Here is an 18,530-nt window from a genome sequence, read left to right as displayed (position 1 = left end):
ATGAATCCAAATCCCTTTAAGCCCACAGCTGGTAAGCGGCCTCCGATACTCATCGGTCGCGAGTCGGTCATCGAAGATTTTGAGGAAGGGCTCGACAACGGCGCCGGAGCGCCGGGCAGGCTCATGCTCATTACGGGAAACCGCGGCTATGGCAAAACGGTTCTCCTGCGGGAGCTGCAACGTCTAGCCAGCGAGCGCGGATGGGCGGTTGTCTCCGATTCCGCTTCGCTTGGTTTGTGCGACCGCTTGGCCGACGCGCTTCGCTCGAATAAACCCGTTGTGACGTCAATGGAGTTTGGGCCGTCGTTTGGCCGGATGTCGGTCGAGGCGGCGCGGGCAAAAGGCGAGACATTGCGAGGGCTGGTCAACGAGCGTCTCAAGAAGCTCGGTCCGGGCAAGGGCGTCTTGTTTGCGATTGACGAGGCACAATCGGTGTCTATCGAGGAACTGGCGGCTCTTGCCGTCCTCTATCAGCAGGTGCTCGGAGACCAGGATGCCACGGGCTTGCCCGATAGCGACCAGCGCGGTCTTGCGCTGGCGTTCGCCGGCTTGCCCAGTATGGTTGACGATCTGCTCGAAGAGCCGAGCGTGACGTTTTTGCGGCGTGCCCAGCAGCGTACGTTGGGGGCAATATCTTTGCCCAAAGTGCGCGATTCGTATATCCAGACGGTCAAAGACGCTGGTCTTTACGTTGACGCGGAGACGGCGGACCTTGCGGCGCGCAAGAGCATGGGGCATCCCTATATGGTTCAGCTGGTGGGCTATTACATGTGGCGGTCTGCTGTCCGGCGTGGCTCGCAGGTCATCGAAAGGCGCGATGTCGAGAATGGCCATGCGGATGCCGTCTCCGAGTTCTACGAAGCGGTTGACGCACCTCTGTATTACGGTCTGCGCAGCCCTCAGCGCCTCTTTATCGAGGCTATGGCGGTTGACGAGGACAAGCCGACGCGCACGGCGGATATCATTGAGCGCTGCGACCGTACCCAGAGCTGGGCGAGTAAATATCGCGCAAGCCTGATTCGCGAGCGCGTCATCGAGGCCGCCGGATACGGCCTTGTGCGGTTTACCGTGCCCATGCTGGGCGAGTATATCCGCGACCGCGTTTTATGGCATGAGTAGGGTGATAAAGGTGACGGAACAGAAGATGAGCCCGCAGGCTATCGAGGTGCGCGGTGCACGTGTCCACAATCTCAAGGACATCGATATCGATATTCCGCTGGGGAGGCTCGTGGGCATTGCCGGCGTGTCGGGCTCGGGCAAGAGCTCGCTGGCGCTGGGAGTTCTTTATGCCGAGGGCTCGCGCCGTTACCTGGAGGCGCTCAGCACCTATACTCGACGTCGCCTGACGCAGGCCGAGCACGCCCAGGTGGACGAGGTATTGCACGTACCGGCGGCACTCGCGTTGCATCAGCGTCCCAGTGTGCCAGGCGTGCGCTCGACCTTTGGTACCATGACCGAGCTCAACAACAGTCTGCGTTTGCTCTTTAGCCGCTGTGCCCATCACGTGTGCCCACATTGCGGGGCGCGTGTGGAGCCGAGCCTTAACGTGGCTGCGGGCCTGTCGCTCACGTGCCCCGCATGCGGCCGCGAGTTCTACGCGCCGAGTGCCGAGGACCTTGCCTTTAACAGCGGCGGTGCGTGCCCTACCTGCGGCGGCACCGGTGTCATGCGCGAGGTGGACGAAGCGAGCCTGGTGCCCGACGAGTCAAAGACCATCAACGAAGGCGCGGTGCTTCCCTGGGGTACGCTCATGTGGGATCTGATGAAGCAGGTAGCCGGCGAGATGGGCGTGCGCACCGACGTGCCGTTTAACCAGCTCACGCCCGCCGAGCGCGACATTGTGTTCCACGGTCCGGCGGTTAAGAAGCACATTCTCTACGTTCCCAAAAAAGGCGAGGGCGCCACGCCGCTCGACTTCACCTATTACAATGCCGTCTATACGGTCGAGAATGCGCTCGCCAAGGTTAAGGACGATAAGGGACTTAAGCGCGTGGCTCGCTTTTTGCGCGAGGGCCCGTGCCGTGACTGCGGCGGCACGCGTCTCTCCGAGGCTGCGCGCCAGCCCCAGGTGCGTGGTATCAATCTGGCGCAGGCCGCGGCCATGACGCTGGGTGAGGCGATTGAGTGGGCGCGCGGGGTGCCCGCATCCTTGCCGGCCGAGATGCAGCCCATGGCGACGGATATCTGCGATTCGTTTTTGAGCGCGGCTCGTCGCCTGGTCGACCTGGGGCTCGATTACCTCTCGCTCGACCGCGCCGGTGCTACGCTCTCCACGGGTGAGCGCCAGCGCGTGCAGCTTGCCCGCGTGGTGCGCAACCGCTCGACGGGCGTGCTGTATGTGCTCGACGAGCCCTCGATCGGCTTGCATCCTGCCAATGTTGACGGCTTGGTAGGCGTAATGCGCGATCTGGTGGATGACGGCAACACCGTGGTCGTTGTCGACCACGACACGCGCGTATTGGCGGAAGCCGATTATCTGGTCGAGATGGGCCCCGTTGCCGGAGCGGGCGGCGGTAATGTGATCGCCGCCGGTACGGTGGATGAGGTCGAGCAATCGCAGGACAGCCGCATCGCCCCGTTTTTGCGCTCGGAGCCCAAGCGCTTGCGGCCGCAGGTGGCTGACGACGAAATGTTCGACCAGGGCCATATCCGCATGGCGACCGATGCCATCCATACCGTCAAACCGCTCGAAGTCGATATACCGCGCGGTCGTCTCGTCGCGGTGACGGGCGTTTCGGGTTCGGGTAAGACGACGTTGGTGCTCGAGACGCTCATCCCGGCGCTCAAGGCTCAGGCAACTGGCGAGCGCCTGCCAAGCCATGTGCGCTGGATCGATGCCGAGGGCATCGCACGCGCCAACCTGATTGACGCTACGCCCATCGGCGCCAACGTGCGCTCGACGGTGGCGACTTATGCCGACATCCATGACGAGCTGCGTCGCGCCTTCGCCCGTACGCCCGAGGCCAAGGCAGCTGGCTACAAGGCGGGCGCATTTAGCTACAACACCGGCGCCTTGCGCTGCCCTACGTGCGATGGCACGGGTTCGATATCGCTCGACGTGCAATTTTTGCCCGATGTCGAGATCGTCTGCCCGTCATGTCGCGGCTCACGCTATGCAGACGCGGCCTCGCATATCCATCGCGAGGGCAAGGACGGGAGCCTGCTTACGTTGCCGCAGCTCATGGACATAAGTGTGGACGAGGCCCTCGACGCTACGGTGGGGCTCAAGAAAGTTCAGGCGCGCTTACAGACCCTGCACGACCTGGGCTTGGGTTATCTCACGCTCGGCGAGCCCACGCCGGCGCTTTCGGGCGGCGAGGCGCAGCGCCTTAAGCTCGCGAGCGAGATGGGCCGCGTGCAGGATGATGCCGTATTCGTGTTCGACGAACCCACAATTGGCCTGCACCCGCTCGATGTTCAGGTGCTGCTGAGTGTGTTCGACGGCCTCGTTGCCAAGGGCGCCACAGTCGTCGTAATCGAGCACGACCTCGACCTTATCCGTAACGCCGATTACGCAATCGACATGGGCCCAGGTGGTGGCGACGCAGGCGGGCAAATCGTCTGCGTCGGCACGCCGGGCGACATCGTGGCATGCCCCGCAAGCATCACCGGCCGCTACCTATAACCGAATGTGACAAAGGGACCGTCCCTTTGTCACATTCCCAGAAAGCCTGTTTGGCGCAGAGCCTCGTAGAGGACGATGGCGGCGCTGTTGGAGAGGTTGAGTGCGCTGATGCGGTAGTCGTCCGGATTGACGAAGTTGCCGCAGATATCCTGTCGAAGGATGGCTTCGTGGCTGTCCTCGGTATGCCCGAGCGACTCCTCGTGGGCCTCCCAGGCGTCGGCGTTTTCGAGCGAGTCGCAATCGCGCAACATGGGGATGCGCTCGCAGCGCTCGGGCGCCGCGGCAAGCAGTGGCTCGGGAATCCCCGAGCTCTCGCTGCCAAAGACCAAAAAGTCACCGTCGCGGTAGGTACTTTGCGCATAGGTGCGGCGCGCCTTTTTGGTCAGCAGATGCAGGCGTTCGTCGGCGGGGGAGAGGCCGTTGCGCGCAAGGAAATCCTCCCAGCCGGCATAGGTCGTCACGTCCAAATTTTGCCAGTAGCCCAGGCCGGCGCGACGCACCGTCTTGTCGTCGAGCGAAAACCCCAGCGGCTCCACCAGATGCAGGCGGGCGCCGGTAACCACGCAGGTGCGGCCGATATTGCCCGTATTGGCCGGAATCTCGGGCGCATACAGCACAATGTTGAACATGAATCTCCTTGGCTCAGAACGAAAAACCACCACGAAGGGCACCTTCGTGGTGGTTTGGCGGTTACGTAGGCGGAAAAATGCCCGCTTGGATAAATCTAGGCGCGGTGCCAGTCGGTCAGGCAGGCATCGAGGGAGGCGATGAGCGCATCCTTGTCCATGTGACGGCCGATGATGCACAGGCTCGTCATGCGGTCGCCCGTCTCGTCGTCCCAAATCTGCATGATCTCGGGGTTCTCGTCGATGATCTTCTGCTTCTCGCCCTCGGGCGCGGAGTCAACGAACAGACCGTTCTCCATCAGGCGCATTTGGTGGCCGGCCTGCTCGAACATGTAGCACATGTCCGGATCGCCGGTCTGCCACAGCGGACCCTTGACGCGGATGACCTCGTCGGGCCACTCCTGCTCAACAAAATCGGTGAACTTCTGCAGGTCAAACGGCTTGCGGCGCGAGTACACAAAGGTCTCGATGTCGTACTCGAGCACCTCGGGGTCGTCGTGCTCCTCGGGATGCTCCATGGCCTCGATCCAGGCGGCGGAGTTGTAGGCGCGCATAAAGTCGAAGCGGTCGGTGTCGAGCAGCTCCTCCATGGGGACCTCGCCGTTTTGGGCCTCGACAATCACGGCGTCCTTCTGCAGGCTGCGCACGATAGCCTTGAGCTCGGCGATCTGCTCAGGGCTCACGGTATCGGTCTTGTTGAGGATCAGCGTGGAGCAGAACTCGATCTGCTGGATGAGCAGGCTCTCGATGTCGTCCTCGTCGATATCCTCGGCCAGCAGGTCGCGACCGCCGTTGAACTCGTCGTACATGCGGGCGCAATCGACCACGGCCACGATGTTGTCGAGTGCAAGCTTGGGCTGGCCGCCCACCTTGGCCTCGTCGCAGAAGCTTGAGATGGTGTAGGCGATGGGGATAGGCTCGCAGATACCCGAGGCCTCGATGATGATGTAGTCGAACTTGCCCGAATCGGCGATGCCCTGCAGCTGGTTGGCAAGGTCGTCCGAAAGCGTGCAGCAGATGCAGCCGTTGGTGAGCGGGATGAGGTCGTCGGTCTCGGAAAGGCCGCCGTCGGCGATGAGGCTGGCGTCGACGTTGATCTCGCCGATATCGTTGACGATCACGGCGGCGCGGATGCCGCCGTCGTTAGCGAGGATGTGGTTGAGCAGTGTGGTCTTGCCGGCACCGAGGTATCCGGTAAGCATGATGATCTTCACGGGTTTGTTGGGCATGTGCCCTCCTTTGTTAGACATGGCTTACAGTTGAATCTTATGCCAAACGCCTGCTCTTATACCCACGCGCCGGCAAATAACACAGGCTACTCCCAGGCTCCCCATACATCGGGGCAATAACCGACGGTGGCCTTTTTGCCGTTGCGCACGATGGGCTCGGCTAGAACCTGCTGGTTCTCGAGCAACTTGTCGAAGCGCTGGCTAGGGGTGAGGTGCTGGATGAGCGCGAGCGTCTCCTCGTCCTTGGCCTTGGGGTTGAGCAGCTTGTCGATGCCGCCGACCGCCTGCATCACGCTCGTGAGCTCGCCTTTGCTCATCTCCTTTTCCTTCAGGTCGATAAATTGCACCTTAATGCGGCGCTCCTTAAAATAGCGCTGGGCCTTCTTGGTGTCGAAGGACTTTTTGGTGCCAAAGATTTGAATATTCATTGTTTGGTTCCGCCGTTCTGCCTGATGAAGTTGGTCCTAGCGCGATCGGCCTCGGGAGCTTCGATGCCAGCGGCCTGTCCTGCCTCGATACAATGCAGGAGCCAGGCCATGTTCTTGCCGATGTTGCGCATGGTGGCCAGACCCTCGGCATCTCCGTCGGCGTCGCCGGGCACGCAGCCAAACACGTTGTTCCAGTACGTGGACGCTACCACAGGCATCTGGTTGATGGTGAAGTACTTATTGAGCACGTCGAAGGTCGTCGACGTACCGCCGCGACGGGCGACGGCGACGGCAGCGCCCGGCTTGTGTGCAAAAGCTTTGCTACCGGCATAGAATGCGCGATCGAGTGCCGAGAGAATGCGGCCGCTGGGGTGCGCGTAGTAGACAGGCGAGCCAAAGACAAAGCCGTCGGCCTGTTCGGCGGCAGCGATCAGCTCGTTGACCACGTCGTCGTCAAAGGTGCAGCGACCGCCAAGCTTGCCACACTGGCCGCAACCGATGCAATCGCGAATAGGCTTGGCGCCCAGCTGAAACATCTCGGTATCGATGCCCTCGACGTTGAGCTGCTCGGCGACCTCGGCGAGTGCGCGGGCCGTGTTGCCGTTTGCCTTGGGGCTGCCATTGACCAAAAGAACCTTCATCACAAACTCCCTCTGCTGTCGGTGACTTCTGCAGAGGATTATCGCACGAGCGGGCAGATGGCGTGGGGCACGATGCCGGCCCCGAGGGCCCACGGCAGGCACGCTCACCAGGTACGAGCGGGATACGGTCCAGAGGATGTTGGAGTGCGGGGCCTCGTGCGAGCAGATTGTAAGGGGTCTGGGCGGGTCGCCCTCGATGGCGAGCTTTGAGGCCTTGGAAGGCGGGCTGCTGCGGCGGCTATGGTTTATACTAAGGCGGTTGCTATCGAGTAATTCATACTTGGTTTGATTCGATTGTGAATGCGTAACTAGGATGGAAAGCAAAGGAAACTCTATGGAAACAGAGGATGCTGTTTGCTTGATGACTTCGATTGCCTTGATTGTCCTTTCAATCCAATACCGAAGAGGAAGATGGCTCTGCTCAATTGCTGGATATGATGTCACAAAAAGGGAGAGCGAGATTGATATACGCCCTTACGCAAAGCTGATTTCTTCTGTGACGTTATGGATGGGGCTGCTGTTTTTCTTGTGGGCGGTAGAGGACTGGGTACGCGATTGGAATACCAGCGTTTTTGAAGTTTTGGTTCTACTTCTGTTCAGCTTGGCCTCTTTGTCGTTCGTGCGGCTCGTTAGGTTTGTGTTTATGAGGCGGTAGCCAGCGGAAGTGGCTGGACGACAAAATGGACCAATGCAGCCAATTGTCAATAGAATTTGATAGGCTTGGCTTAACAGATTTACTCGAGGGCATATCCGTGGCGAGGGATAGGTTCTATCTTGTTGAGCACTTATTTGCATCAGGCAAAGTAAACCAAGAGTATCGAAACGGTGCCCCCGGGCCCCGGGAGGGACTGCGGGGACGTTCGGCTAACTGCGGGTACGACCTATTTGCCCAATGTGTTCGGTTGAGATCGGAAATTAACCATCATGCGCCCCATAACGCTAGTCCAGCTTGGTGCCCGGTACTTGTGGTGCCTCTTCAAGTAGCGCTTTGAGCTCGTTCAAAATGGAAACGGGCTGTCGGTCGACGGCGTCCAGATGAAGTGTGGCCACACGAATGGGCGGCTGATATTCAAATGAGCCAAAGAGTACGGGCGACCCCAAGAACCGCTCGATTTCTTCTGCGATCGTGTCGGTCTCTTCGGGATCAAGGTCATCGAAAAGCGCCACGAACATCGGTCCGGTCGAGCGGAACAGACGGCCCTTGCCGCGCGAACAGTCCATGAGGCAGGCGGCACTTTCTGCCAAAACGCGGTCGCCCGCATCAAAGCCAAAGCGGGCATTGACCTTGGCGATGTCGTCGATTTTGATGGCGACCAGGCCTGCCTTGCGCGCCACGCGACGCATTTCGCCAATGGCGTTGACCAGGGCGTGGATATCGCCCAGGCCGGTCACGGAATCGGTCGTATCCGCCAAGCTTCGGTTGATGATAATGCCCACATACATGTTGGGCTCGGTTTCGGTGCTATCCAAGCGGTAGCCCGTACACTCGCACAGCGCATATTTACCAGCGGTATTCATGACGCGATACTGCATGTAATGGAAGTGCCACGCGCCGTTTACCACCATATCGAGCTCGCTGCGCACGTTGTCGCGGTCCTCGGGGTGAACGCGGGCGAGCCACATATCGAGCGAGTTATAGGGATGCTGGGAGGGCAGGTCAAAATCGCGCACGGCATTAATCGACCATTGCGATTCGCCGGTATCGAGGTTAAGGATAAACGGATAGCGCGTCTCGGAGCTCATGGAGATCGCTTGGAACACCCGGTCGTTGCAGGGAGGCTGATCGGCGATTGGGCGCATGGATGCGTCGTTTTCCTTCGGCTGCTGCACACGGTGCATGAGCTTGTAGCGATACATTTTGCGGTCGGCGTCCATGGTCATCTGGCGACGCGTATCGCCAGCGAGTGGGTCGACGCGCGAGCAGCCAAAGCTAAAGCTAGCGATCATGGGCGCTTTGCCGCCCGATGTTGCCTCGATAAGGTTGGTGCGCGTCCGCTCCAGGCGCTGCTCGAGTTCGGCTTCATCTGTCGTGGGGGATACGAGTACAAATTCGTCTCCACCGATACGGAACAGCAGGTCATTGGGTTCCATTGTCTCGGTGAGTGCACGGCAGATGCTCAGGATGTAGCGATTGCCCTCGGTGTGGCCAAACGTATCGTTGCAATGCTTAAGGCGATCGATATCGATATAGGCGCAGGTGAAGGGGGTGCCTTTGTGCCAAAGCAGCTCGGCATAACGGTGGAGTCCAGCACGGTTGCCAAGATTGGTGAGCGAATCGATATAGGCGCCGCGCTCAAGCAGCTCGCGTTCTTGCTGCAGGATGGCAAATGTCTTCTGTAGCTGCTCGCCGATGGCGCACAGCTCCGTGGGCAGCGCGGCAACATCGAGCTCGGCGGTCGAGACCCCGTTCGCAAGTCGCTGAAGATAAGCAATGATCGATTGCTCGCCCAGGCGATACGACTCGTTCATGATGGATAACCTCCTTGGGCACAACAGTGGTTTGCATCATATCCCCAATTCGGTTTGGATTGGGGGCATAAGTTAGCCAATGGGGACAAGCGCCCCTTCGGCGGTATCGTTTTGCGCGCGAGCGTATCAGTTTTTGTTACCGCCATCGAGCAATGCCTCAAAATCCTTTGCCTGCATGGGGCGGTAGTAGAGGAAGCCCTGAGCGTAGTGGGCACCCATTTGGAGCAGCATGTTCGCCTGCTCGTTTGTCTCGACGCCTTCGATTACAACGGGCAGATGGAGCGATTGCGCCATCTCGAGCATTGATGAAACGATTTGCGCGCTACGGCTTTGATCGCGGTCGGTGGGCACAAACGTGCGATCAAGCTTGATGACGTCGACGTTGACGTTCTTGAGCATCGCGAGCGTAGACTGGCCGGTGCCAAAATCGTCCATGTAGGTCGAGAAACCGCGAGTGTGTAGGTCGGCCGTCAGCTTATCCACGGCCTCGGACTCTCCCGTATAAGCCGTCTCGGTGATCTCAATGCGCATGAGCTCGGGCGGTAGGTTGTATTGGGCGGCAAGCGCCCCCATATGCTCGGCGACGTCGCAGGCAAGGATATCCACGCGCGACACATCGAGCGAGATCGGAACTACGCGCAGCCCTCGATCGATGCACTCACGCAGCCACGAGGCGACGCCCTGCCAAACATATTTGTCGAGCGTCACCACAAAACCGCTTTCCTCGAGAGCGGGGATAAAGGTGGTAGGTGAAATGAGGGAGCCATCCTTGTCAATCCAGCGTGTGAGCGCCTCGGCGCCAACGATCTCGCCGGTTTCCATGTCGACCTGGGGCTGCAAGTAGTAGGTAATGCGGCCGTTTGAGAGCGCATACTGGAATTCGGTCAGCGTGCGGTGGAACGCGATTTCGTGTTCGTATTCCTCGGGGCGGAAAATGGCAATGCGCTCCTTAAAGTCGTTTTTTGCGCGCCGATTGGTAAACATGGCCTTGGCCTGCGCATCGATGGTGATTTCCTCGTTGGAGTCGATGGGGTAGACGCCCATGGACGGCCAGAAGCCCACGCCGTCATCATGCTTGGCCACGGCCTGGCGAATGCGGCTATAGATCTGATGGACGGTGTCGTGTTCAAAGGGGATGAGTACGCAAAAATCGTCTTGGCCCCAGTACCCTGCGACGCCCATGGCGGCATTCTCGATGTCCTTGAGAACCGTGCCCACATCGGCGAGTACGCGGTCGCCCTCGGCCTGTCCGTGCCATTCGTTGAACAGTCGCATGTGCCCCATATCGACGGTGGCGATACACCAGGCGCCGTTGCGCCTTGTCTCGAGAAATTCGTTGGCGCGGCGCATAAACTCGCTGGGTCGATAGAGACCCGTGAGCGGATCGATGCGTTCGGCGATGGCGCTTTTGCGCTCCACCTCGGGTATGGGGAGGCTGTCGTTGGGAACAAGCCCGCCGGCCGTGCGAATGCGACGGTCGAGTTCGCCTAAAACGGCGGCCGTTTGATTGGTCAGGTGCTCGTAAAAGGCCGGAACGACAAGACAGACGGGGGTAATAGTGTCGCCCGCGATTCGAACGGGAGCGAAAACGGCCTCTTTGAGATGTTGGATCAGTTGCTCGAATGCTTCGTGATCCAAATTGTTGCTAAGCACGACGAACTGGGCGTTGCGTGAACGGAAGACGCGACTCCTGCCGCGAGTAATCGACAGCATGCGGCCTGCGTATTCGGCGAGCATGTTGTCGACGGCCTCGGCCCCGTAGAGCTCGTTGAGCTTTGCCGTGCCGCGAACGCGCACTGCTATAAGCCCCGTCTCGCAACGGTCGCGACGGCAGGCATCGATAGCGTTGATCAGCGTGCGCTGTGTTCCGAGACCCGTGGCGGCGTCGACGGTCTCGGCAAGCGAGTGGTTGACGAGCTCGCCGACATAGAGCGAGGGGACATTTCCGTCGCCGTCGATACGAAACCCGCGAGCACGGCCGAGGATGTAATCGCCGGCGGCATTGCGCACGCGGTACTGCATGACGTGACGATGTTTGGAGCCGTCATAGATTTGGTCGATGTCGTTGGTATAGGCCTCAAGGTCATCGGGATGGACACGCGTTTTCCAGTAATCGTGGCAGTTGTCTATATGCTCCGAAGGAAGACCAAGATCGCGCAAGGCGCCTTGTGACCAAAGGGTTCGATGTTTGTCCAAGTTCTCGATAAAGAAATATCGGCCTTCGTTGAGCATCGAAAGGGCGTCGAAAATGCGATCGCTTATTTCGAAGTCGTCGGTGTGGGCTTGTGCGATATTGCGTCGATCAAGGTGCACGGCATGACGTAGCTTGTAGTCGTACATGCGATGATCGGCATCGTTCGTCAAGCGATTGGGGGCTTCGCCCAGGGCGGGGTCGGCGTGTGCCACTCCGTAGCTAAACGAGTGAGGCATCTTGGAAGCGTTGTTTTCGAGCAGTACCGTTCGGCAGTGTTCCAGACGTTCGGCAAGGTCGTCCTCGGTCGCAATCGTAGATAGGATGGCGAACTCGTCGCCCCCCAGACGAAATGCCGCCTCGTCCACCTTCATATACAGTTTGAGATAGAGGCTCACCTGCAAGATATAGCGGTTGCCCTCGTCATGTCCAAAGATGTCGTTGCAGTGCTTAAGGTTATCGATGTCGATAAACGCCATGGTCACGGGCAGTTCCTGCTCCCAGAGTTCCTCTAAGGAACGGGTAAAGCCGCCGCGGTTGCCAAGTCCGGTGAGCTCGTCGGTAAAGGCGGTCCTGATCAGATCGTCCTGACGCTCCAGAAGGTCACGGATGGTCTTTTCGAGCGTTTCGGTATTATTGCTGGCGTTATCCATACTGTAAGCGGCTTTCTGAGGTCGGGGCGGATTGCGTCGGGCGAGCTCGTTGTGCACATGCGTTGCTGCTCAACGCCTTGCGTGTTTCCAAGCCCCCGCCTTGCTGCGTCGTTGGGTTTATTTGTCGGTTCGTGCTCTCGGCTGATAACTACTGAGTAGTATAAACAAGTGTATGGAATTATGTAGGGGTGCCCATGTTGCGGGCGGCCATTATTCGCCAAACGGTAACGCGACGATGTTCGATGAAAATGCGACTGAGACGATATTTGTTGATGGGTATACTTGTTCCGTTTTAAAACGCAGGAACGGAGATGGTCGCATGGCACAGTCAAATATGACGCGCACGGTGGGGCTGGCGCTCGAGGGAGGCGGCTACCGCGGTATGTATACGGCGGGCGTGCTCGACGTTTGGATGGAGCACGGTTTGACCTGCGACCATATGGTGGGCGTCTCGGCGGGCGCGGCATTTGGCTACAACTTTAAATCGCGCCAGATCGGCCGCGCCATTCGCTATAACAAGGCCTATTGCGCCGACAAACGCTATGCGAGCGTGACCAGCTGGCTGCGAACCGGCGATATGTTCAATGCCGATTTTGCCTATCACGAGGTGCCCATCGAGCGCGATCCCATCGACCTGGAGGCGTATCGCGCCTGCCCCATGCGGTTTACGTGCGTGTGCACCGATATCGAGACGGGCAAGGCCGTCTACCACGACCTGCCCTATGGCGACGAGCGGGATATCGAGTGGATCCGGGCATCGTCGGCGATTCCTGTGGCGACGCGTCCCGTTGCTATTGACGGGCATAAGTATCTGGATGGTGGCGTGGCTGATTCTATTCCCAGCGCATGGCTGTTTGCGCAGGGGTATGACCGCAATATCGTGGTACTCACGCAGCCGGCGGGCTTTGTGAAGCAGCCCAACAGCGTGATGCCCATGCTGCGGCGCGTGTTCCGTCACTATCCGGAGTTTGTTGCAGCGCTTGAGCATCGGCATGAGGTCTACAATGCCACGCTCGATGACCTGGCACGTCGAGAGGCTGCCGGGGAAATCTTTGTGGTGCGGCCGAGCGAATCGGTGAAGGTGCCGTCGCTGTGCCGCGAACCGGATGAGCTCGAGCGCATCTACCAGGTCGGCCGCCACGATGCAGAGGCGACTTTGCCGGCGTTGGAAGCGTATCTGGCGGGGTAAGGGTCGCATACGGAAAGCGCATCCCGGAATGGAGGCCCAAACTGGGATGCGCTTTCCATTGCTGAAGATATGAGGCTGCGAATCAGCTGTTCGGCCTATGCCTATGCCTGCTGCCAGGTGTCGACAAGCTCCTTGGCCGCGGCGTAGGGATCGTCGGCGCTGCAGACGGCGCTCACCACAAAGAAGCCGTCGACGCCGGTTGCCTTAAGCTGCGGCAAGTCGGCCGTCTTAACGCCGCCGCCCACCACGATGGGCACGGGGCTTGCCGCGTGGAGTGCGGCCAGGTCCTCAAAGCTCTTGGTGATGATGGAGCCATCGGCTGCGCGTCCGCAGTCGCGCTTGGTCTCGGTCTCGTGGAGCGGGCCGATGCCCAGGTAGTCGACCAGACTCATGTCGGCGGTCTTGACGTACTCGAGCATTTCCTCGCAACGGGCCGAAAGGCCCACGATGGCGTCGGGGCCCAGCAGCTTGCGACAGACCTCGACGGGAATATCGCTCTGGCCCACGTGCACGCCGTCGACCGCAATGCCCTGCTCGCGTGCGGCGAGTACGCAGTCAAGGCGGTCATCGATCAGCAAGGCGACCTGACCGGTCTTGCCGGCCTGTGCGATTGCCTGCGCGGCGTCGCCGGTCAGCGCAATGATCTCGCGGGCGCTTGCCACCTTGGAGCGCACCTGAATGCAGGTAAAGCCGGCGTCGAGCGCCTGGGCCACCACATCGCCCACGGGGCGTCCGAGGGTGTTTTCGGGGCCGAGCACCAGATAGGCCGAGATATCAAGGTTGTCGCGGATGCTCATCGTGCTTCCTCCTGCTTTTTGATCTGCGCTTCCATGCGCTCGAGTTTGCCGGTCATGGTGTCGGTAAATCCAGGTCGAATATCGGCTTTGAGCACGACTTCGGTTCGGATGCCCTTGTTCGCTAACACAAAGGTCGCGTCGCGCACGACCTGCATGACCTCGTCCCAGTCGCCCTCGATCTCGGTGAACATCGAGGTGGTGCGGTTGGGAAGGCCGCTCTCGCGAATGACGCGCACGACCTCGGCGACCTCGGCGGACAGTTCATCGCCGGTGCCGCACGGGGCGATGGCCACAGCGACGAGCGTGTTCATGCCGGCATTGGTTGCGGGCTCGGACATGGCTTATGCCTCCTCGAGCTCGAGTTGGTTATCGGCGATGTCTTGGGCGGTTGCGCGGTAGAGCTCGTCGATAAAGGCGACCTTAAAGCTTGCCGGGGCATCGGCGACGGCGGCGGCACGCGTGCCGGCGACGTTGTAGACGGCGGTACCGCAGACGGCTGCCGTAAACGGATCGGCAGCGCAGGCGTACACGGCCAGCACGCCGCCCTGCGAGCAACCGCAGCCGGTAATCTTGGACATGAGCGGGCTGCCGCCGTGGGATTTGGCCACGGTCGTGCCGTCGGTAATCAGGTCGACTTCGCCCGAGACCACAACGGCGCCGCCGGTGTAGCGAGCGAGCGCCACGGCGGCATCGCGGGCGGCGTCGACCGTGTCGGTGGTATCGACACCACGTACGCGGCTCAGATCGGCCGACTCGCCCTCAAGACCCCACAGGCCGGAGAGTGCGATGATCTCGGAGGCGTTGCCGCGTACGATGGCGGGCTTGTACTGCTTGAGCTCGTTTACCAGCTGGGTGCGCAGGCTACCGATGCCCAGACCCACCGGATCGAGCACCCAGGGCTTGCCGGCGTCGTGTGCCGCCTTGGCCGCGCGGGGAATCGTCTGCTCGTAGATGGGGAAGAGCGTGCCCATGTTGAGATAGATGGCGGCGCCGCCGGCAACGAGCGCCTCGCCCTCGTCGGGCAGATAGACCATGGCGGCCGAACCGCCCACGGCGAGCTGCGCGTTGGCGACAAAGTCGATCGTCACCGTGTTGGTGATGGAGCCGGCCATCGGATTGGTGGCTCGAATCTCCTCTACGGCCTTGACCATATGTTGCTTAAGCTGTTCCGAATCAATCACTGCACATGCCTCCTTGGCATAGAAAAGGGGCGCTGTGCATAGACAGCGCCCCTGTAAAGGCGGCATGCTCCCTACGCCAGCATTAACTGACAGGTTCAAAGGATTGGGCCCTATGCCCTCTCAGCCTTGTGGTTTGCACCGCCGGCACTCCCGCATCGAATCTGTTGTTCCCTATACTAGCGCACCTGCCAATATGGGACAGGTTTATTTTGGCAGGTGGCAACAGGGGCGCTGCATTTTCCCAGATAAAACCTGCCAAGATAAACCTGTCCCTTATTGGCAGGTCGTTACAATAGACGGGATAAAGAATGACCGAGGGGACCTTATGATCAAACTTGTTCTGACCGATATGGACGATACGCTGATTCCTGCTGGACACGATGGCGCCAGCGACTGCGCCATCGAGGGCATTCATGCCATGCAGGCGGCGGGCCTGCATTTTGGCCCGGTTTCGGGTCGCCAGCCGTCCGCGATGAGCTGGATGTTCCGCAATCGCTCCGAGTGCTTCTCGACCGGTGCGTTTTGCAACGGCCAGGTGATGTTTGTCGATGGCGAGGCGGTTGCCTCGCGCGCAACTGATAACGATGCCCTTATGCGCCTGGCCGACTACCTGGAGCAAGAGACCGACGATACCTATTTGAAGGTCTACCGTCTGGGTGATGACTTTTGGGACAACGACGCCTATTGCGTGACAAGCGATCCCGAGCGTGTGCGTCGCGCCATGGAGTCAGGCGGCAACGCGTGGCTCAAGGGCGAAGAGGCTCCCTGTCGCCCTGTCGTTGACGATGCCCCGGTATACAAGGCGAATATCTGGAGTGCCCGTTCGCGCGAGGAGCTCGCCGAGCTGCGCGAGCGTGTTGCCGCCGAGGTGCCGGAGCTCTCGCTCGTGTTTCCCAACAACCGCGTGCGCCTGTTCGACGTTCTTCCGACCGGCTGGGACAAGGGCTGTGCTGCGCTGGAGCTGGCGCGCGCTTTGGGCCTGACGCCCGACGAGGTGGCCGTATTCGGCGATTCCGATAACGATTTGCCCATGATCGATGCCGTTCCCAATTCCGTTGCAGTCGCCAATGCCAACGAGGCCGTCACGGCTGCCGCGCGCTGGCATATCGGCGCTGCGGCAGATGATGCGGTTGCCGGGGCTCTGCATCAGATTGCCGCCTGCGCCGCGACGGGGGAGATGCCGTCGTTTATGCGTCAGATGGACGCGACGGGTTTCGACGTCACGAACGTCTAGGGAGAAAGCCATGAAGCTCCAGCAGCTCAGATATGTCGTCAAAGTTGCCGAATGCGGCAGCATCACCGAGGCCTCGCGCCGGCTCTTTGTGTCGCAGCCTTCGATTACCGCGTCAATTCGCGATCTCGAAAACGAGATGGGTGTACACATCTTTGAGCGCACCAACAAGGGCGTCATTGTGTCCGAGGAAGGCGAGACCTTCTTGGGCTACGCGCGCCAGGTGCTCGACCAGGCCGACCTGCTCGAGGGCAAGTACAAAGGCACGTCCGAGCAGGTGCCGCACTTTAGTGTGAGCTGCCAGCATTATTCCTTTGCCGTTAATGCATTTGTCGATGTGATCCGCGAGTTCGATGCCGCGCGCTACGACTTTACCCTGCGCGAGGAGCAGACCCACGAGATTATCGAGGACGTCGCGCATATGAAAAGCGAGCTCGGCATCCTGTATCTGTCGGAGCACAATCGCGAGGTCATCGAGCGCATGCTGGCGGCCAACGAGCTCGTATTCGAAGGACTCTTCTGCGCTACGCCGCATGTCTTTGTGTGCTCCGACCATCCGCTGGCGGGTCGCTCGAGTGTGACGCTCGAGGACTTGGAAGACTACCCGTTCCTGTCCTATGAGCAGGGCAGCTACAACTCGTTTTACTATTCCGAGGAGCTGACCTCGACCTTTGAGCGCCGCAAGAATATCCGCGTGCGCGACCGTGCGACGCTGTTCAACCTAGCTATGGGCCTTAACGGTTACACGGTGTGTTCGGGCGTGATCAGCCATGAACTTAACGGCCCCGGCATTATCTCCATTCCGCTCGATGTAGACGAGTACATGGAGATCGGCATCATCACGCGCAAGAACACGACACTTACGCGCTACGGGCAGGCCTATATCGAAGCGATTCGTCAGCACATCTAGACTGCTGCGTTCTGCACGGGTCAAATCTCTTTATGGCAGTCCCAACTAATATAGGAAGCATCTATATCAAACTGATATAAACGCATATTTTACGATGTCCATATGAGCGCTCATACTCTGTCCCAGTAAAGCAACCAATGCAAAGGGAGATATCTATGAGCACTTCGATTCAACCGAACGCGCCGTTTCGTGCCGATATCGTCGGCAGTTTTCTTCGTCCGCAGGCTGTAAAGGACGCCCGTGCCGCCTATGTCGCGGGTAAACTCGACGCTTCCGGCCTTAAGGCCGTCGAGGACGAGGCCATCCGCGACTTAGTGGCCAAGCAGAAGGCTGCCGGCCTGCAGGTGATTACCGATGGCGAGTTCCGCCGCAGCTACTGGCACCTCGATTTTATGTGGGGCCTCAACGGCATTGAGCGCCGCGCCTCGCGCACGGGCTACATGTTCCACGATGAGGAGACTACCGCCGACACCGCCGTGGTAACCGGTCCCATTAGCGGTGAGAATCATCCGTTCGTCGAGCACTTCAAATTTATCAAGTCGCTCGAGGGAGAGGGCCAGGTCGCGCGCCAGACCATTCCGGCGCCGATCCAGACGTTCTCCGAAGTCACACTCGACCGCTGCGATGGCCAGCAGGAGAGTCTGCACGCCGTCTACAAGACCGACGAAGAACTCGTCGATGCCATTGCCGCAGCATACCGCACCGTGATTGCTGACCTGTATGCCGCGGGCTGCCGCAACATCCAGTTTGATGACTGCACCTGGGGCATCTACTGCGATACCGACTTTGTGTCCAAGACTGGCATGAGCCCGGTTGACCTGCAAAGGGTGAGCGAGCTGGGCGTGGCGCTCAACAACGCCGCCATCGAGGACAAGCCCGACGACCTCGTCATTAACACGCACGTGTGCCGCGGCAACTACCACTCTACCTATGCTTTCGAGGGCGGCTATGACCCCATCGCGCCGTACCTGTTTGCACATGAGGATGTCGACGCATTCTACCTGGAGTTCGATACGCCGCGCGCCGGCGGTTTTGAGCCGCTCAGCTACGTTGCCCCGGGCAAGAAGGTCGTGCTGGGCTTGGTGACCACCAAGGCCGCAGAGCTCGAGAACGAGGATGTTATCGTCGAGCGCATCCGCGAAGCCGCAAAGTACGTGCCGCTCGAGAACCTGTATCTGTCTCCCCAGTGCGGCTTTGCCAGCTGCGAGATTGGCAACAAGCTGACCGAGGACGAGCAGTGGGCAAAGATCGCCCTGGTCAAACGCATCGCCGAGCGCATCTGGAAGTAGTGCTGCCGTTCGCAGGGGGCGTCGTGGTCGGAGCGGCATGCATCGCGTACAATGGTTCGGATCGTATCGTT

16 protein-coding genes and 1 riboswitch are annotated in these 18,530 nt (G+C 59.9%); of the genes, 7 read left to right on the top strand and 9 right to left on the bottom strand.

The window, feature by feature from the left end; translation table 11 throughout:
• Positions 1-1,119 carry an AAA family ATPase gene (locus DWX39_RS01520; RefSeq protein WP_117736484.1) on the top strand — a complete coding sequence of 373 codons (1,119 nt, stop codon included), beginning with the start codon at positions 1-3 and terminating at the stop codon, positions 1,117-1,119.
• A 10-nt stretch (positions 1,120-1,129) separates the two neighbouring features.
• Positions 1,130-3,625, top strand: a complete 2,496-nt coding sequence (locus DWX39_RS01515) for an excinuclease ABC subunit UvrA (protein ID WP_233504163.1) — start codon at positions 1,130-1,132, stop codon at positions 3,623-3,625.
• 29 nt (positions 3,626-3,654) lie between these two features.
• Here the strand turns inward: DWX39_RS01515 and DWX39_RS01510 are convergent, their stop codons facing one another.
• The 4 genes from DWX39_RS01510 to DWX39_RS01495 form a co-directional block, all read right to left on the bottom strand.
• Positions 3,655-4,254 (bottom strand): tRNA (cytidine(34)-2'-O)-methyltransferase, encoded by a 600-nt coding sequence (locus DWX39_RS01510; RefSeq protein WP_117736482.1) that lies wholly within the window; start codon positions 4,252-4,254, stop codon positions 3,655-3,657.
• 95 nt (positions 4,255-4,349) lie between these two features.
• Positions 4,350-5,480, bottom strand: coding sequence for a GTP-binding protein (locus DWX39_RS01505; RefSeq protein ID WP_055252195.1), 1,131 nt, complete (start codon positions 5,478-5,480; stop codon positions 4,350-4,352).
• A gap of 86 nt (positions 5,481-5,566) precedes the next feature.
• Positions 5,567-5,908, bottom strand: a complete 342-nt coding sequence (locus DWX39_RS01500; protein ID WP_022093957.1) for an arsenate reductase family protein — start codon at positions 5,906-5,908, stop codon at positions 5,567-5,569.
• On the bottom strand, positions 5,905-6,549 hold the full coding sequence (locus tag DWX39_RS01495; RefSeq protein WP_117758260.1) for a flavodoxin family protein: 645 nt from the start codon (positions 6,547-6,549) through the stop codon (positions 5,905-5,907). The genes DWX39_RS01500 and DWX39_RS01495 overlap by 4 nt, the downstream gene beginning before the upstream one ends.
• 334 nt (positions 6,550-6,883) lie before the next feature.
• Between DWX39_RS01495 and DWX39_RS01490 the strand changes: the two genes are divergently transcribed.
• On the top strand, positions 6,884-7,204 hold the full coding sequence (locus DWX39_RS01490) for a DUF3784 domain-containing protein (RefSeq protein ID WP_055252192.1): 321 nt from the start codon (positions 6,884-6,886) through the stop codon (positions 7,202-7,204).
• Positions 7,205-7,488: 284 nt separating this feature from the next.
• Here the strand turns inward: DWX39_RS01490 and DWX39_RS01485 are convergent, their stop codons facing one another.
• The gene (locus DWX39_RS01485; RefSeq protein WP_117758259.1) at positions 7,489-9,018 is read right to left on the bottom strand and encodes a diguanylate cyclase domain-containing protein; all 1,530 of its coding nucleotides are present in this window, start codon (positions 9,016-9,018) and stop codon (positions 7,489-7,491) included.
• 126 nt (positions 9,019-9,144) lie between these two features.
• Positions 9,145-11,862 (bottom strand): EAL domain-containing protein, encoded by a 2,718-nt coding sequence (locus DWX39_RS01480; RefSeq protein WP_117758258.1) that lies wholly within the window; start codon positions 11,860-11,862, stop codon positions 9,145-9,147.
• Between the two features lie 319 nt (positions 11,863-12,181).
• On the opposite strand from DWX39_RS01480, the gene DWX39_RS01475 reads away from it, so the two are divergent.
• Positions 12,182-13,051 carry a patatin family protein gene (locus DWX39_RS01475; protein WP_187365011.1) on the top strand — a complete coding sequence of 290 codons (870 nt, stop codon included), beginning with the start codon at positions 12,182-12,184 and terminating at the stop codon, positions 13,049-13,051.
• 101 nt (positions 13,052-13,152) lie between these two features.
• Here DWX39_RS01475 and DWX39_RS01470 read toward each other — a convergent pair whose 3' ends face one another.
• Genes DWX39_RS01470 through thiM form a run of 3 tightly spaced genes read right to left on the bottom strand, consistent with a single transcriptional unit; the run spans position 13,153 to position 15,029 of the window.
• Complete coding sequence (locus DWX39_RS01470; protein ID WP_006234517.1) at positions 13,153-13,848, bottom strand: thiamine phosphate synthase; 696 nt, start codon at positions 13,846-13,848, stop codon at positions 13,153-13,155.
• A complete protein-coding gene (locus DWX39_RS01465) occupies positions 13,845-14,186 on the bottom strand; it encodes a thiamine-binding protein (protein WP_233502661.1) in 342 nt (113 codons plus the stop codon). Before DWX39_RS01465 ends, DWX39_RS01470 begins: the two co-directional genes overlap by 4 nt.
• Positions 14,187-14,189: 3 nt before the next feature.
• Entirely contained in the window at positions 14,190-15,029 is an 840-nt protein-coding gene (gene thiM / locus DWX39_RS01460; RefSeq protein WP_233502662.1) for a hydroxyethylthiazole kinase, read from the bottom strand.
• A gap of 51 nt (positions 15,030-15,080) precedes the next feature.
• A riboswitch (TPP riboswitch) is annotated at positions 15,081-15,191 on the bottom strand.
• A gap of 163 nt (positions 15,192-15,354) precedes the next feature.
• Here thiM and DWX39_RS01455 point away from each other — a divergent pair.
• The 3 genes from DWX39_RS01455 (at position 15,355) to DWX39_RS01445 (ending at position 18,459) form a co-directional block, all read left to right on the top strand.
• A complete protein-coding gene (locus DWX39_RS01455; RefSeq protein WP_158549063.1) occupies positions 15,355-16,263 on the top strand; it encodes an HAD-IIB family hydrolase in 909 nt (302 codons plus the stop codon).
• A gap of 10 nt (positions 16,264-16,273) precedes the next feature.
• Positions 16,274-17,170 (top strand): LysR family transcriptional regulator, encoded by an 897-nt coding sequence (locus tag DWX39_RS01450; RefSeq protein WP_117563541.1) that lies wholly within the window; start codon positions 16,274-16,276, stop codon positions 17,168-17,170.
• Between the two features lie 155 nt (positions 17,171-17,325).
• Positions 17,326-18,459 (top strand): 5-methyltetrahydropteroyltriglutamate--homocysteine S-methyltransferase, encoded by a 1,134-nt coding sequence (locus tag DWX39_RS01445; RefSeq protein ID WP_233502663.1) that lies wholly within the window; start codon positions 17,326-17,328, stop codon positions 18,457-18,459.
• Positions 18,460-18,530 lie beyond the last annotated feature (71 nt).

Source organism: Collinsella sp. AF19-1LB (genome assembly GCF_003459655.1).
Taxonomy (GTDB): domain Bacteria; phylum Actinomycetota; class Coriobacteriia; order Coriobacteriales; family Coriobacteriaceae; genus Collinsella.
The sequence above is the reverse complement of the archived record's forward strand: the minus strand, read 5'-3'. Positions and strand labels throughout refer to the sequence as shown.

Coding starts and splice junctions, on each gene's coding strand:
- DWX39_RS01520 (WP_117736484.1), top strand. CDS start 1: ATGAATCCAAATCCCTTTAAGCCCACAGCTGGTAAGCGGCCTCCGATA.
- DWX39_RS01510 (WP_117736482.1), bottom strand. CDS start 4,254: ATGTTCAACATTGTGCTGTATGCGCCCGAGATTCCGGCCAATACGGGC.
- DWX39_RS01505 (WP_055252195.1), bottom strand. CDS start 5,480: ATGCCCAACAAACCCGTGAAGATCATCATGCTTACCGGATACCTCGGT.
- DWX39_RS01500 (WP_022093957.1), bottom strand. CDS start 5,908: ATGAATATTCAAATCTTTGGCACCAAAAAGTCCTTCGACACCAAGAAG.
- DWX39_RS01495 (WP_117758260.1), bottom strand. CDS start 6,549: ATGAAGGTTCTTTTGGTCAATGGCAGCCCCAAGGCAAACGGCAACACG.
- DWX39_RS01490 (WP_055252192.1), top strand. CDS start 6,884: ATGGAAACAGAGGATGCTGTTTGCTTGATGACTTCGATTGCCTTGATT.
- DWX39_RS01485 (WP_117758259.1), bottom strand. CDS start 9,018: ATGAACGAGTCGTATCGCCTGGGCGAGCAATCGATCATTGCTTATCTT.
- DWX39_RS01480 (WP_117758258.1), bottom strand. CDS start 11,862: ATGGATAACGCCAGCAATAATACCGAAACGCTCGAAAAGACCATCCGT.
- DWX39_RS01475 (WP_187365011.1), top strand. CDS start 12,182: ATGGCACAGTCAAATATGACGCGCACGGTGGGGCTGGCGCTCGAGGGA.
- DWX39_RS01470 (WP_006234517.1), bottom strand. CDS start 13,848: ATGAGCATCCGCGACAACCTTGATATCTCGGCCTATCTGGTGCTCGGC.
- DWX39_RS01465 (WP_233502661.1), bottom strand. CDS start 14,186: ATGTCCGAGCCCGCAACCAATGCCGGCATGAACACGCTCGTCGCTGTG.
- DWX39_RS01455 (WP_158549063.1), top strand. CDS start 15,355: ATGATCAAACTTGTTCTGACCGATATGGACGATACGCTGATTCCTGCT.
- DWX39_RS01450 (WP_117563541.1), top strand. CDS start 16,274: ATGAAGCTCCAGCAGCTCAGATATGTCGTCAAAGTTGCCGAATGCGGC.
- DWX39_RS01445 (WP_233502663.1), top strand. CDS start 17,326: ATGAGCACTTCGATTCAACCGAACGCGCCGTTTCGTGCCGATATCGTC.